Below are 14,611 nucleotides of genomic sequence, written 5' to 3' on the forward strand. Positions count from 1 at the left end.
TCTCCTGATTCAGACAATCGCTGCACGAGCGGCAGCGAAAGCGTCTGGGGTATTGAGGTTGGAAGTCGAAACGCCTTCGGCGCAACGTTTGTTCAGACCGGCAAGCACTTTGCCAGGGCCGCACTCGACCAGATTGGTCGCGCCTTTCGCTGCCAGAGTCTGTACGGACTCGACCCAGCGAACCGGCTTGTAGAGCTGTTCCAGCAGATCACGCTTGAGGGTTTCCAGATCCGCCGGCACCTGAGCGCTGACGTTCTGCACCACAGGGATCTGCGGCGCCTGCCAGTCGATGGCAGCGATGGATTCGGCAAAGCGCTCGGCAGCCGGACGCATCAGTTCGCAGTGCGATGGCACGCTGACCGGCAGCGGCATGGCACGCTTGGCGCCACGGGCCTTGCAGCCTTCGATGGCGCGCTCGACGGCAGCCTTGGCACCGGCGATCACCACCTGGCCCGGGGAGTTGAAGTTCACCGCGCTGACCACGTCGCCTTGCGCCGCTTCGGCACAGGCTGCCAGCACGTCGGCGTCTTCCAGACCGAGGATGGCAGCCATGCCGCCCTGCCCGGCCGGAACGGCTTCCTGCATCAGCTGGCCACGGCGCTCGACGAGCTTCACCGCGTCCGCCAGGCTCAGGCTGCCCGCAGCGACCAGCGCGCTGTACTCACCCAGGCTGTGACCGGCAACAAACGCCGGGCGCGCACCGCCTTCCGCCAGCCACAGACGCCACAGGGCGATCGAAGCGGTCAGAATGGCCGGTTGGGTTTTGTCGGTTTGATTGAGCAGCTCTTCCGGACCCTGCTGGGTCAGCGCCCACAGGTCGTAGCCCAGAGCATCGGATGCTTCTTTGAAAGTTTCGAGGATCAGCGGATGTTGCGCGCCCAGCTCGGCCAGCATGCCGAGGGACTGCGAACCCTGTCCTGGAAAGACGAATGCGAGGGAAGCAGACATGTAACAAGCCCCTAATGATCTTGTCGTCGGAAAAATGGCATCCCGCTAGAGGGACGCAAGAAACTGACAGTTGGATGGCCCTTTGAACCGGGCGGTCACATTTAAGCATTGTCCGACGAAAACGCCTAAGACAACAAATCCTCCAGACGGCCGTGCAGGCGCTCGGGAAGGTTCTCCTGAATCTCGATCAACGCCCGCTGAATGGCGCTCTGAAACCCCTGAACCCCGGCGGAACCGTGACTTTTCACCACAATCCCCTGCAGGCCAAGGAAGCTTGCACCGTTATGCCGCGCAGGCGCCAGATCAGCCTGCAGACGCTTCATCAGGGGTAGCGCCAGAGCGCCGACAGCGCGGGAGGCGAGGTTTTTCTTGAACAAGGCCTCAATGCGCGCAGCGATCATCGTCGCCAGGCCTTCGCTGGACTTGAGCAGAATGTTGCCGACAAAACCGTCGCAAACCACCACATCCGCCTCGCCGCGATACAAGCCGTCGCCTTCGATAAAACCGATGTAGTTAATGCCCCGGGCCGCCTGCAACAACGTCGCAGCCAGTTTGACCTGCTGATTGCCCTTGATGTCCTCGGTGCCAATGTTCAGCAACGCGACACGCGGGCGGGCAATGCCCAGCGTTTGTGCGGCCACAGACCCCATCACAGCGAACTGCAACAGATGCTCGGCGCTGCAATCGACGTTGGCGCCCAGATCGAGCAACTGGCAATAGCCCTTCTGCGTAGGGATCGCCGCGACCATGGCCGGACGATCAATCCCCGGCAGTGTCTTGAGCACAAATCGCGACAGCGCCATCAGCGCACCGGTATTGCCGGCACTGACACAGGCCTGAACCTTGCCATCACGCAGCAATTCGAGGGCGACACGCATCGACGAGTCCGGCTTGCCACGCAGAGCCTGGGCAGGTTTTTCGTCCATGGTGATGACTTCGGACGCCGGAACAATCGTCAGGCGCGCGCGATCGGCAGCCGATTGGCCGGTGATCAATTCTTCAAGAAGGGAGGGTTGACCGACGAGGGTCAGGTGCAGCGAGGGTGTAGCAGAAAGGCAAGCAAGGCTGGCCTGAACAATGCTGCGGGGACCGAAGTCCCCGCCCATTGCGTCAATCGCGATGACTTGAGCGGACAAGTGATTACTCGTCAGCGCCCTTGTCGATCACTTTACGGCCACGGTATACGCCTTCTGGCGATACGTGGTGACGCAGGTGAACTTCACCAGTGGTTTTTTCTACAGACAGGGTGCTAGCCTCGAGAGCGTCGTGCGAACGGCGCATGTCACGGGCAGAGCGGGATTTTTTGTTCTGCTGAACAGCCATAATTGATTAACTCCTAAACGTTTGGGTCACGCTTTAACTGCGCCAATACACTGAACGGGTTGGACCGCGTTACCTCGTCCTCGCTCGGTTCGGGCTCATCTGCTCCCGCCGGCTGCTGGCATTCTTCCGGATGATGAGCAGGCACAATGGGCAAGGCGAGCAGAAGCTCCTCCTCGATCAGTGACTGCAGATCCAATGGATCTTCGCCCAGTTCCAGCACGTCATAACCTTTCGGTAACGACTGGGTATTCGCACCCTCCTTCACTACAGCGTAACTGCATTCGCTGTGGATCGGCAGGGTGACCAGCTCAAGACAACGCTGGCAAACCATTTTGACTTCGGTGTCGATAAAGCTGTGGATCACCACAGATTTACGTTCATCTCGTTCAAAAACGAATTTAGCCTGCACCGTACCGACATCGTCGGAAAGCGGGTCGCAAAGTCTCTTCAAATCGGCCAGCAGCAGTTCACCTTGAAGGGTGGTGCCACGGTCAGCCAATTTGCGCGGGTCAACGTGAGGTGGAATCGGGTCATTCAACATAGGCGCAGCATTATAGGGATGCACCCGCCCATGTCAAAGGAAATTGCGCCCTGTCCGTCACTTACGCGGCTCCGCTAGAATCTGCCACCTGCCTCTGGAGATGCGAATGCTGCCTTTATTACTCGCTTCAAGCTCGACCTATCGTCGGGAATTGCTCAATCGCCTGCGCTTACCGTTCGTCTGCAGCTCACCGGATATCGACGAAAGCCATCGCCCGGACGAGTCGGCAATCGACCTGGTCAAACGCCTCGCCGAACAGAAAGCCCGGGCACTGGCCGACAGCCACCCTGCCCATTTGATCATCGGCTCCGACCAGGTTGCCGTACTCGGCGAACGCATCATCGGCAAACCACACACCTTTGAAAACGCCCGCGAACAACTGATGGCCGCCAGCGGCGCCAGCGTGACCTTCCTCACCGGCCTGGCCCTGCTCAACAGCCAGACAGGCCACTGCCAGGTCGACTGCGTGCCTTTCACCGTGCACATGCGCGCACTGGATCAGGCCCGCGTCGAGCGCTACCTGCACGCTGAGCAGCCCTACGACTGTGCCGGCAGCTTCAAGGCCGAAGGACTGGGCGTGAGCCTGTTCCAGTCCACCGAAGGCCCCGACGCCACCAGCCTGATCGGCCTGCCGCTGATTCGCCTGATCGACATGCTGCTGGCGGAAGGCGTACAAATTCCCTGACCCATAAAAAACCGGCCACGAAGGCCGGTTTTTTTATGCATCAAGCGATCAACGCAACGATGGCCCGTGGAAACCCATCCACATTGCCAACTGCTCGGCCACACTGGCGCCCAGTTTTTTCGAGAAGCGATCGAACGGCGATTCCTGAACAGTGAAATCCACCAGCTCCTTTTCGCCAATCACGTCACGCGCCACCGAACTTGCATTGCCCAGACCATCGATCAACCCCAGCGGCAACGCCTGCTCGCCAGACCAGACCAGCCCGGAGAACAGCTCCGGATGCTCCTTGTCTTTCAGGCGATCACCACGCCCCTGCTTCACGCTGTTGATGAACTGCTTGTGCGTGGTATCCAGCACACTTTGCCAGAACGCCGTCTCTTCCGGCTTCTGCGGCTGGAACGGGTCGAGGAACGACTTGTGCTCGCCGGAAGTGTAGGTGCGACGCTCGACGCCCAGCTTCTCCATGGTGCCGACAAAGCCATAACCGGCCGCAGTCACACCGATAGAGCCCACCAGGCTCGCCTTGTCGGCGTAGATCTGATCTGCGGCGCTGGCAATGTAATAGGCCCCGGAGGCACCAAGATCGGAAATCACCGCATACAACTTGGTATCCGGATGCAGACCACGCAGGCGCTTGATCTCGTCATACACATAACCCGACTGCACCGGACTGCCGCCAGGGCTGTTGATGCGCAGGATCACGCCCTTGACCTTCTTGTCCTCGAACGCTGCCCGCAGACTGCCGACGATATTATCGGCACTGGCCGGCTCTTTGTCGGCAATCATGCCGGTGACGTCGATCAGCGCGGTGTAGTTCGGGCCACGAGTGGCGCTTTTTTCCATGTCCATCAACGGCGTGAACAGGATCAGCGCAACAAATAGATAAACAAACGTCAGCAGCTTGAAGAAGATCCCCCAACGCCTGGAACGACGCTGCTCTTGCACACCGGCCAGCAGAGTCTTTTCCAGCAGCTTCCAGCTTTTCGCATCACCGTCGTCGGCAGTTGCCTTGGCCGGTGCTTTCCATTCGTCGGTCATGCCATCCACCCCAGCAAAAACGTATTAAGCCTGCTGCGCGAGCCAGGCATGCAATTCACAAAATCGGTCAATTGACAGACGCGGCTCGAACTGCTGCAGCGATTCGATCGATTGCGCGCCATAACTGACCGCCACCGAATCCATCCCCGCATTGCGTGCCATCAACAGATCGAAGGACGAATCACCGACCATCAGCGCTTGCTCGGCACGCACACCGCAATGCGCAAGGATCTGCTCCAGCATCAGCGGATGCGGCTTGCTCGCCGTTTCATCGGCGGCACGGGTGATATCGAAATAATCTTCCCAGCCATTGGCCTTGAGCACCCGATCCAGCCCGCGACGATTCTTGCCGGTCGCGACTGCCAGGTGATAGCCCTGCTCGCGAAAGGACGCCATCGACTCGACTACGCCCTCGAACAACGGCGAAGGCACGGCCTCCGCGGCGATGTAGTGATCCGCGTAATACTCGCGAAACAAGGTCATTTCGGCATCGCTGATGTCCGGATACAAGGTGCGGATCGCCTCGGGCAAGCCCAGACCGATGATGCCTTTGACGGCAAAATCATCACGCAACTCGAAACCTGAACGCCCGGATGCCGAGTGCATTGCCTCGACAATCCGATGAATGGAATCGGCCAGCGTACCGTCCCAATCAAAAATCAGCAGCTTGTAATCAGATGGGCGCACTCAATCGCTCCACAGTCTTGGCCCACATTTCATCGACCGGTGCCTGCAACTTGAGCTCACCGCCATCAGGCAGCGGCACGGTCAGCATGTAGGCGTGCAGGAACAGGCGCTTGCCGCCCAGATCACGGATTTCCTTGCTGAAACTGTCATCGCCGTATTTGGTGTCACCCGCAATGCAGTGCCCGGCGTGCAATGTGTGGACGCGGATCTGGTGCGTACGACCAGTGATCGGCTTGGCTTCGATCAGAGTGGCAAAATCGCCAAAGCGACGCAGGACCTTGAACACGGTCACAGACTCCTTGCCCTCCTCCTCGTCGACCTCGACCATGCGCTCACCGGAGCGCAGATTGCTCTTGCCGAGCGCCGCACGGACTTGCTTGATCGAGGTCGCCCAATTGCCGCGAACCAGTGCCATGTAGCGCTTGTCGACACCGTCACCGCGCAACGCGGCATGCAAGTGACGCAACATGCTGCGCTTCTTGGCGATCATCAGCAGGCCGGAGGTATCACGATCGAGACGGTGAACCAGCTCGAGCTCCTTGGCATCGGGGCGCAACTGACGAAAGGCTTCGATAACGCCGTAATTCAAGCCGCTGCCACCGTGAACCGCAATGCCGGCGGGCTTGTTGATCACGATCAGGGCTTTGTCTTCGTAGACAATCGAGGCTTCCAGGCGCTGCAACAGACCTTGGGCCAAAGGCACCGGTTCGTCACGCTCAGGCACGCGAACCGGCGGCACGCGCACGATATCACCGGCCTGCAGCTTGTATTCGGGCTTGATCCGACCTTTGTTAACACGCACTTCGCCTTTGCGCAAAATGCGGTAAATCAAGGTCTTGGGCACGCCTTTGAGCCGGGCGAGGAGGAAATTGTCGATTCGTTGGCCGGCATATTCCGGCGAGACCTCAAGCAATTGAACGCCTGGAGTCGAAGAGGCAGTAGTCGTCATGGCGCGGATGATAACAATTTTTATGGAATTGAAGCACTTAATCATTGCTGCTATAGTCGCGAACGCCGCCAAAAGCGGCCTGGACAGCGGAACCACGGTCAAAAACCGGCCCTGACCAACGCAATTCACCAGGACGCGAGGCCGTCCTACGGGGCTTTCGCTACGTAACGGTGGAGTTTGCAGCTGTAACAAGCGCAGGTGACATGAGGCCTGAATCACGCCGCAAAGCAGAGTTTTGACTCGCCACGCGAGCCATATTCACGGCCAGTTCACAAAGTGCAGTCAGCCGCGGATGACCCCGAGCGAAAGCGCCGGAAACACCGCCTGAATTAGCCATGATGCGTGACCTCCCCTTTCGGAGCTCACGGTAAATGCCAACCCGCTGCGGATTCTGCGCGCGGCAGCACCCGAATTATCAGGGATACGTGTAGGGTGGAGATGCACAACCGCTGGACTGTGTAGCAACAGGCTTTATCAAGACGCTTCATCTCGTCCACAGCCGCGGTTGATTCCTCCTCCTGACTGAGTGCTTAAGTAGCCACAGCAAGCAGGACGCGTACGTCGCGATAACGGCCCAATTGGCCGGACATCGCTGGACACGGGAATGGCCAACCACTCCCGACGCACCTGACACCGACCGTGAGAAGTCGTGTGTGCCGAACGCCGTTTCCGGCAGCCCGGAAACCGACGGTACTACATGAAAAGAATGCTGATTAACGCAACTCAACCCGAAGAGTTGCGTGTTGCACTGGTAGATGGCCAGCGCCTCTACGACCTGGACATCGAATCCGGTGCACGCGAGCAGAAAAAGGCCAACATCTATAAAGGCCGTATCACTCGCATCGAACCAAGCCTTGAGGCTGCCTTTGTCGATTTCGGCTCCGAGCGCCACGGCTTCCTGCCCCTCAAAGAAATCTCCCGCGAATACTTCAAGAAAGCCCCCGAAGGCCGCGTCAACATCAAGGACGTCCTGAGCGAAGGCCAGGAAGTCATCGTTCAGGTCGAAAAAGAAGAACGTGGCAACAAGGGCGCAGCCCTGACCACCTTCATCAGCCTGGCCGGTCGTTACCTCGTTCTGATGCCGAACAACCCGCGTGCCGGCGGCATCTCCCGTCGCATCGAAGGCGAAGAGCGCAACGAGCTGCGTGAAGCGCTGAACGGCCTGGTTGCTCCAGCCGACATGGGTCTGATCGTGCGCACTGCCGGCCTTGGCCGCAGCAGCGAAGAAATGCAGTGGGACCTCGATTACCTGCTGCAACTCTGGACCGCTATCAAGGAAGCGTCGCTGGATCGTTCCGCGCCGTTCCTGATCTACCAGGAAAGCAACGTCATCATCCGCGCCATCCGCGATTACCTGCGCCAGGACATCGGCGAAGTGCTGATCGACAGCGTTGAAGCCCAGGACGAAGCCCTGACCTTCATCCGCCAGGTGATGCCGCAGTACGCCAGCAAGATCAAGCTGTACGAAGACAGCGTTCCGCTGTTCAACCGTTTCCAGATCGAAAGCCAGATCGAAACCGCTTTCCAGCGCGTCGTCGAACTGCCTTCCGGCGGCTCCATCGTCATCGATCCGACCGAAGCCCTGGTGTCCATCGACATCAACTCGGCGCGCGCCACCAAAGGCAGCGACATCGAAGAAACCGCCCTGCAGACCAACCTTGAAGCGGCTGAAGAAATCGCCCGTCAGTTGCGCCTGCGCGACATCGGCGGCCTGATCGTCATCGACTTCATCGACATGACCCCTGCCAAGAACCAGCGCGCCGTGGAAGAGAAAGTCCGCGAATGCCTGGAAGCCGACCGCGCCCGTGTGCAGATCGGCCGCATCTCGCGCTTCGGCCTGCTGGAAATGTCCCGTCAGCGCCTGCGTCCTTCGCTCGGCGAAAGCAGCGGCATCGTCTGCCCGCGTTGCAGCGGCACCGGCATCATCCGCGACGTCGAATCGCTGTCCCTGGCGATCCTGCGCCTGATCGAAGAAGAAGCCCTGAAAGACCGCACCGCCGAAGTTCGCGCTCAAGTGCCGATCCCGGTGGCTGCGTTCCTGCTCAACGAAAAACGCAACTCGATCACCAAGATCGAACTGCGCACCCGCGCCCGTATCGTCATCCTGCCGAACGACCACCTCGAAACCCCGCATTTCGAAGTTCAGCGTCTGCGTGACGACAGCCCGGAAGCCGCGACCAACCAGTCCAGCTACGAAATCGCTGCCGCTGCCGCCGACGTCGAAGACGTTCAGCCAGCCGCCGCGACCCGCACCCTGGTTCGCCAGGAAGCTGCGGTCAAGACCGCTCCGGCCCGCGCCAACGCTCCGGTTCCGACCGAAGTCGCCGCTCCGGCTCCAGCCCCTGCTCCGGTTGCCGCACCAGAGCCAAGCCTGTTCAAAGGCCTGGTGAAGTCGCTGGTCAGCCTGTTCGCTACCAAAGAAGAGCCAGTTGCTCCGGTCGTGGTTGAAAAACCTGCCGCCGAGCGCCCGGCCCGCAATGAAGAACGTCGCAACGGTCGTCAGCAGAGCCGCAACCGTAACGGTCGCCGCGATGAAGAACGCAAGCCGCGCGAAGAACGTGCCCCACGTGAAGAGCGCGCACCGCGCGAGCCGCGTGAGGAGCGTCAGCCTCGTGAAGCCCGCGAAGTCCGCGAGCCACGCGAGTCCCGTGACGAAGCACCGGTAGCCCGTGAAGAACGCGCACCACGCGCCCCTCGTGAAGAACGTGCACCACGTGCTCCGCGCGAAGATCGCAAGCCGCGTGGCGAGCGCGAAGAGCGCGTACGTGAACTGCGTGAACCTCTGGATGCCGCACCAGCCGCAGCTGCTGCCGCTGTTGCTGTAGCCGCCACTGAAGAGCGTCCAGCTCGTCAGCCGCGTGAAGAGCGTGCACCACGTCCACCGCGTGAAGAGCGTCAACCGCGTGCCGAACAAGCCACTGCTGCCGTAGCTGAAGAAGAAGTGAACACCAACGAAGAGCAACTGCCGGAAGACGGTTCGGAGAACGCCGAAGGCGATCGTCCACGCCGCCGCTCCCGTGGTCAGCGTCGTCGCAGCAACCGTCGTGAGCGTCAGCGTGATGCCAACGGTAACGTGATCGAAGGTTCGGAAGAATCCGAAACCGGCGAAAACGCCGAAGCACCAAGCACTGCCGACCTGGCTGCTGGCCTGGCTGTGACTGCCGCTGTTGCCAGCACCGTGATCAGCGCTCCGGCCGAAGCTCAGGCCCACGAGCAAGCTGAACGCGCCACCGCTGCAACGCTGGAAACCGCTCCAGTAGAAGCGCCGGTTGTTGAAGCAACCACTCCAGTAGAAGTGGCTGCTGCTCCGGAAGTCGAAGTGGCTCCGGTTCGCGAAGCTCAGCCACAGGTTGAAGTCGCTGCCGAACCTGCCGTGGCCTTCGAAGCACCGGTCGTTGTTGAAGCATCGGTTGTCGAAACCGTCGCTGAAACCGTGACCGAAACCGTGCGTGAAGTTCGCGAAGAACAGACCGCTTTCAACTGGGTGGCCGAGCCGGTTGTCGCTGAAACACCAGCGCCAGTGGTTGAAGCGCCTGTTGTTGAAGAAGCCAAGGCTGCCGAGCCAGTGGTTGTTGCTGAACCGGCACCGGTCGTAGAAGCGCCAGTCGTAGCCGAAGCACCAGCCCCTGTGGTTGAAGCGGCTCCAGTCAGCGCCCTGACGCCAAGTGGCCGCGCGCCGAACGACCCACGTGAAGTGCGTCGCCGCAAGCGCGAAGAAGAGCGTCTGCAGAAGGAAGCCGAACTGGCTGCCGCTGCCGCCGCTGCTACTCCAGCTGCCGAAGTGGTCGAGGCAGCCCCTGCCCCGGTCGCTGAAGAAGTTGCCGTTGAAGCCGTGATTGCCGAAGCACCACGTTCCGTTCAGGACGCGGTCGAGCATCACGAACAGGCCCAGGAAAAAGAACACGAGCCTAAACCTCTCGTCTGATTCCGACCGCCAATGAAAAGCCCCGCCTGGTGATCCAGGCGGGGCTTTTTTATGCCTTGCGATTTGTATCAGGCCGGCGGAAAAACCAACGCCTGGGGCACATCGATATCCCACAGGACGCCAGGATCATCCACGACTACCTCAACCACCCGCCCCTGCTTGAACAAAGGCCTGGCCCCACGATCACCGGACAACGCCATCAACCCGGACCCAAATGTTCGACCAAATCCAACTGGATGCCCGTATTCACCGTTGAGCACCGGCACACTGACCGCATCGTCGGCAATCGCCGCCACCACCCGCTCAATGCTCGACGGCAGGATGAACGGCATATCGCCCAGCACAATCAGCCAGCCATCCAGATCCGGGCAAGCCGCGACACCCGCCGCAATGCTGTCACCCATCCCCGTGGACTCGATCGAGACAACATCACACCCGTAAGCCTGCGCCATGCGCATCGCCTGCGGCCGCGCTTCGGTCGTCACCAGCACTCGCTTGTCGAGACTCGCCGGCAGGTTCACCAGCGTCTGCTCGATCACCGAACGCACAGCCCCGTCGCGCCCCGTGCAATCGGCCAGAAGCTTGTCTTTTTCGGCACCCGCCACCTCGCGGAAACGGCTGCCCTCGCCCGCCGCCAGCACAATCACTCCGATGGATCGACTCATGCGTGCTCTGCCCTCTTCTGCGTCAACTCGACACCATTCTTGATCGCGACGATTTCCGCCAGCAACGACAACGCGATTTCCGCCGGGGAATGACTGCCGATCGGCAGACCGATCGGCCCGTGCAATCTTGCAATGGCCGCTGGCGACAAACCTAGCTCAGCCAGATATTCCCGGCGCTTGAGGCTGTTGACGCGCGAGCCCAGGGCACCAACGTAAAACGCCTTGGAATCGAGCGCCGTCAGCAGCGCCATGTCGTCCAGGCGCGGATCGTGGGTCAGGGCAACGATGGCAGTGCGTTCGTCGGTCTGAATATTCAGCACCGCCTCATCCGGCATGCCCGGGACAAAGCGGCCATGCTGCTCTTCCCAGTCATAAACGAATTCGGTGCGGGGATCGCAGATCAGCACTTCGAAATCCAGCAGCCGCGCCATTTCTGCCACATAACGCGACAACTGTCCGGCACCGATCAGCAGCAGACGCCAACGCGGGCCATAGATGGCGCGCAAGGTCTTGCCGTCGAAAGCCAATGCATCCGCTTTGCTCGCCGGCGAAAGAATCACTTCACCGCTTTCAAGATTCAGCTCGCGGGCAACGATTTCGTGAGCCTCACAACGAGCCAACAACTCGGCGACCCATGCCGGATCGCCGACTCGCTCTTCGGTCAGACGCAAGGTGCCGCCACAAGGCAGGCCGAACCGCGCCGCCTCCTCCCGCGTCACGCCATAGGTGATCAACTGCACCGGCGGCCCGTCGGCGGGAATCCGCCCGTCATGCAACCGGGCAATCAGATCGTCCTCGACACAACCGCCAGACACCGAACCGATGACCACGCCATCCTCGCGCAATGCCAGCATCGCGCCGGGCGCCCGGGGCGCAGTGCCCCAGGTCTGCACCACCGAAAACAACACCACCCGCTGCCCGGCGCGGCGCCATTCGAGCACGCTGCGCAGGACATTGAGATCGGCGCTGTCCATCACGCTTGCGCCTTTTGCCAGCCCTGCAACTGGTAACGCACCGGCAGGTTACGGATGCGCTGGCCGGTCGCGGCGAAGATCGCATTGCACAGCGCCGGCGCAATCGGCGGCACGCCCGGCTCACCGACACCGCCCAGCGGCACTTCGCCCGGCGGCGTCACCAGATGCACCGCGACTTCCTTCGGTGCCAGCGACATGCGCGCCACTTCATACATATGGAAGTTGTCTTGCTGCACCTTGCCGTCCTTGAAGCTGATTTCACCCCACACGGCATTGCCCAGGCCCATCACACAGGCGCCTTCGAATTGCGATCGGATTCGCTCGGGGTTGATCTGCGGCCCGCAATCCACCGCGATATCAGCCTTGTGCACGATCAGCGTGCCGTCGTCCTTGACCTCGACTTCGATCACCGCTGCCACATAAGTCACGAAGCTGTAATGCACGGCTAATCCGAGACCACGGCCCTTGGGCAATTTCCGCCCCCAACCGGCGGCCTTGGCCGCGGTTTCCAGCACGGTGCGCATACGCCCGGTGTCGATCGGATAACGCTCGGGGGATTCGCCGTAGTTCCATTCTTCACTGAGCGTGCGCGGGTCGATCTGCCGATCCGGGCCGAGCAATTTGATCTGGTACTTGAGCGGATCTTCCTTGGCCTTGTGCGCCAGTTCGTCGACGAAGCTCTGGATCGCGAAGCCATGGGGAATGTTCGACACCGAGCGATACCAACCCACACGCGTATGAACCGTGGCTTCAGGGTTTTCCAGACGTACGTTGGGAATCGCATAAGCCATGTTAGTGAAACCCATGCCCAGCTCGAACGCGGCTTCGTGATTCATGCCCGGTGCGAACAGCGCCGTGATGCTCGGCGCCACCGTGCGGTGCAGCCAGGCGGACGGCAAGCCGTCCTTGCCCACACCGGCCTTCAGGTACTCGGCCGAAACGGTGTGGAAATACGAGTTGTGGATGTCATCTTCCCGGGTCCACTGCACGCGCACAGCCTTGCCGGGGAATTCCTTGGCGAGGATCGCGGCTTCGACAACGAAGTCCGGTTTGGACTTGCGGCCAAAACCACCGCCGAGCAGTGTCACGTTGAAGGTCACGTTATCGAACGGCAGGCCAAGGCGTTCGGCGATTCGTTCACGGGTGACCTGCGGTGCCTGACTCGGCGCCCAGGCCTCGCACACGCCTTCTTTATAGCGAGCGATGGCCACCATCGGCTCCATCGGCGCCTGTGCCAGATGTGGCAAGTAGTAAGAAGCTTCCAGAGTGCTGGCAGCGCTGCCGATGGCCTTTTCGATGTCGCCGGTGTTGCGCACTACCTTGCCCGGCTTCAGCGAAGCGGCTTCGATCTCTTTGCGATAGGCAACCGAGTCGTAACTGGCGTTCGGGCCGTCGTCCCATTCGATCTTCAGCGCCTCGCGGCCCTTGAGCGCCGCCCAGGTGTTGCTGGCCACCACGGCCACGCCACCCAATGGCTGGAATTCCGAAGGCAGCGGCCGCGGTTCGATCTGGATGACTTTCAATACACCCGGTACTTTCAGCGCGGCGCTGTCATCCACCGACTTGACCTTGCCGCCGTACACCGCAGGGCGGGCGATCACGGCGTACAGCATGCCGTCGAAATGCACATCGGCTCCGTACACGGCGCGACCGTTGACGATGTCATCGCCATCGATGGCCTTGGTGCCTTCCTTGCCGATGTAGCGGAATTCCGACGGCTGCTTGAGCCGCAGGCTGTCACGGCCCGGGACCGGCAACGCACTGGCCGCTGCAGCCAGCTCGCCGTAGCCCAACTCGCGCCCGGACGGTGTGTGAATGACTTTGTGCAGTTGCGCGTGGCACTCGCCGACCGGCACCTTCCACTGCGCGGCCGCAGCCTGCTCAAGCATGGTCCGGGCAGCGGCGCCGCAACGACGCATCGGTTCGTACCAATGGCGCATGCTGCGCGAGCCGTCGGTGTCCTGGTTGCCGAAACGCACTTCGTCGCCCGGCGCCTGTTGAACCTTGACGTGGGCCCAGTCGGCTTCCAGTTCATCGGCGACCACCATGGTCAGGCTCGTGCGCACGCCCTGGCCCATTTCCGAGCGGTTGCAGACCACGGTCACCGTACCGTCGGCGGCAATGCTGACGTAAACCTTCGGATCGTCGATCCAGCCGTTGGGCATGCCATCGGCACCGAATTTCTTCGGTTTGTCTTCGGCCAGCGCATCCTGCCAGCCCCAACTCGCGGCCAGCACCAGCGCACCGGTAGCGCCCACACCCTTGAGGAAGCCCCGACGACTCAGGTTGCTCAGGGCGAAATCGTTCGGTAAACGGCTCATGCCTTGGCCTCCTTCAAGTGAGTGGAAGCCTGACGAATGGCGGTCTTGATCCGGTTGTAGGTGCCGCAGCGGCAAATGTTGCCGACCATCGCCTCTTCGATCTGCTCGTCGCTCGGGTTCGGGTTGGTCTTGAGCAACGCGGTGGCGGACATGATCTGCCCACCCTGACAGAAACCGCACTGGGCCACGGCGGTGTCCAGCCAGGCCTGCTGGACGATCTGGCCAATCGGATCGGCGTGCAGGTTGTCGATGGTCGTTACATTCTGCCCGGCCACCGAGCCGATCGGCGTGATGCAACTGCGCGCCGGCGAGCCGTCGATATGAATGGTGCAGGCGCCACACAGGCCCATGCCGCAGCCGAACTTGGTGCCGTTGTAACCGGCGACGTCACGGATCGCCCACAACAGGGGCATGTCCTCGGTGACATCGAGTGGATGATCTTGACCATTGAGTTTCAGGGTAATCATGGGCACGCCCGCATATTCGTGGAGGTTATGGGGTCGAGCAATCTGCCGCCGGAAAATCAGCGGTGGGTTCACGCAGATCGACTCAGGC

General features: G+C 61.0%; 13 protein-coding genes. 2 read left to right on the forward strand and 11 right to left on the reverse strand.

What is annotated here, in order from left to right:
• Window positions 1-9: 9 nt before the first annotated feature.
• The 4 genes from fabD to AC3WRD_RS16535 all read right to left on the reverse strand — a co-directional run bounded on the left by fabD (window position 10) and on the right by AC3WRD_RS16535 (window position 2,812).
• The gene (fabD, locus tag AC3WRD_RS16520) at window positions 10-948 is read right to left on the reverse strand and encodes an ACP S-malonyltransferase (RefSeq protein WP_096820958.1); all 939 of its coding nucleotides are present in this window, start codon (window positions 946-948) and stop codon (window positions 10-12) included.
• A gap of 125 nt (window positions 949-1,073) precedes the next feature.
• On the reverse strand, window positions 1,074-2,084 hold the full coding sequence (gene plsX, locus AC3WRD_RS16525; RefSeq protein WP_074688106.1) for a phosphate acyltransferase PlsX: 1,011 nt from the start codon (window positions 2,082-2,084) through the stop codon (window positions 1,074-1,076).
• Window positions 2,085-2,088: 4 nt separating this feature from the next.
• The gene (rpmF, locus tag AC3WRD_RS16530; protein WP_003179396.1) at window positions 2,089-2,271 is read right to left on the reverse strand and encodes a 50S ribosomal protein L32; all 183 of its coding nucleotides are present in this window, start codon (window positions 2,269-2,271) and stop codon (window positions 2,089-2,091) included.
• Between the two features lie 13 nt (window positions 2,272-2,284).
• Complete coding sequence (locus AC3WRD_RS16535) at window positions 2,285-2,812, reverse strand: YceD family protein (RefSeq protein ID WP_003204262.1); 528 nt, start codon at window positions 2,810-2,812, stop codon at window positions 2,285-2,287.
• 106 nt (window positions 2,813-2,918) lie between these two features.
• On the opposite strand from AC3WRD_RS16535, the gene AC3WRD_RS16540 reads away from it, so the two are divergent.
• Window positions 2,919-3,497, forward strand: coding sequence for a Maf family protein (locus tag AC3WRD_RS16540; protein ID WP_102622536.1), 579 nt, complete (start codon window positions 2,919-2,921; stop codon window positions 3,495-3,497).
• Window positions 3,498-3,545: 48 nt separating this feature from the next.
• On the opposite strand, the gene sppA is transcribed toward AC3WRD_RS16540, so the two are convergent.
• Genes sppA through rluC form a run of 3 tightly spaced genes read right to left on the reverse strand, consistent with a single transcriptional unit; the run spans window position 3,546 to window position 6,171 of the window.
• The gene (gene sppA / locus AC3WRD_RS16545) at window positions 3,546-4,535 is read right to left on the reverse strand and encodes a signal peptide peptidase SppA (protein ID WP_102622535.1); all 990 of its coding nucleotides are present in this window, start codon (window positions 4,533-4,535) and stop codon (window positions 3,546-3,548) included.
• 24 nt (window positions 4,536-4,559) lie between these two features.
• Entirely contained in the window at window positions 4,560-5,222 is a 663-nt protein-coding gene (locus tag AC3WRD_RS16550) for an HAD-IA family hydrolase (protein ID WP_096820954.1), read from the reverse strand.
• Entirely contained in the window at window positions 5,209-6,171 is a 963-nt protein-coding gene (gene rluC / locus AC3WRD_RS16555; RefSeq protein ID WP_102622534.1) for a 23S rRNA pseudouridine(955/2504/2580) synthase RluC, read from the reverse strand. The genes AC3WRD_RS16550 and rluC overlap by 14 nt, the downstream gene beginning before the upstream one ends.
• A gap of 697 nt (window positions 6,172-6,868) precedes the next feature.
• On the opposite strand from rluC, the gene rne reads away from it, so the two are divergent.
• Window positions 6,869-10,096, forward strand: coding sequence for a ribonuclease E (gene rne, locus AC3WRD_RS16560; protein WP_102622533.1), 3,228 nt, complete (start codon window positions 6,869-6,871; stop codon window positions 10,094-10,096).
• A gap of 68 nt (window positions 10,097-10,164) precedes the next feature.
• On the opposite strand, the gene AC3WRD_RS16565 is transcribed toward rne, so the two are convergent.
• The 4 genes from AC3WRD_RS16565 to AC3WRD_RS16580 are packed head-to-tail and all read right to left on the reverse strand — an operon-like array spanning window position 10,165 to window position 14,523.
• Window positions 10,165-10,761, reverse strand: a complete 597-nt coding sequence (locus AC3WRD_RS16565; protein ID WP_102622532.1) for a nucleotidyltransferase family protein — start codon at window positions 10,759-10,761, stop codon at window positions 10,165-10,167.
• Window positions 10,758-11,735, reverse strand: coding sequence for an XdhC family protein (locus AC3WRD_RS16570; protein WP_102622531.1), 978 nt, complete (start codon window positions 11,733-11,735; stop codon window positions 10,758-10,760). The genes AC3WRD_RS16565 and AC3WRD_RS16570 overlap by 4 nt, the downstream gene beginning before the upstream one ends.
• Window positions 11,735-14,056: a xanthine dehydrogenase family protein molybdopterin-binding subunit gene (locus tag AC3WRD_RS16575; RefSeq protein ID WP_102622530.1), complete on the reverse strand. Its 2,322-nt coding sequence runs from the start codon at window positions 14,054-14,056 to the stop codon at window positions 11,735-11,737. Before AC3WRD_RS16575 ends, AC3WRD_RS16570 begins: the two co-directional genes overlap by 1 nt.
• Window positions 14,053-14,523, reverse strand: coding sequence for a (2Fe-2S)-binding protein (locus tag AC3WRD_RS16580; protein ID WP_096820949.1), 471 nt, complete (start codon window positions 14,521-14,523; stop codon window positions 14,053-14,055). Before AC3WRD_RS16580 ends, AC3WRD_RS16575 begins: the two co-directional genes overlap by 4 nt.
• Window positions 14,524-14,611: the final 88 nt, after the last annotated feature.

The organism is Pseudomonas sp. FW215-R2, assembly GCF_058789255.1.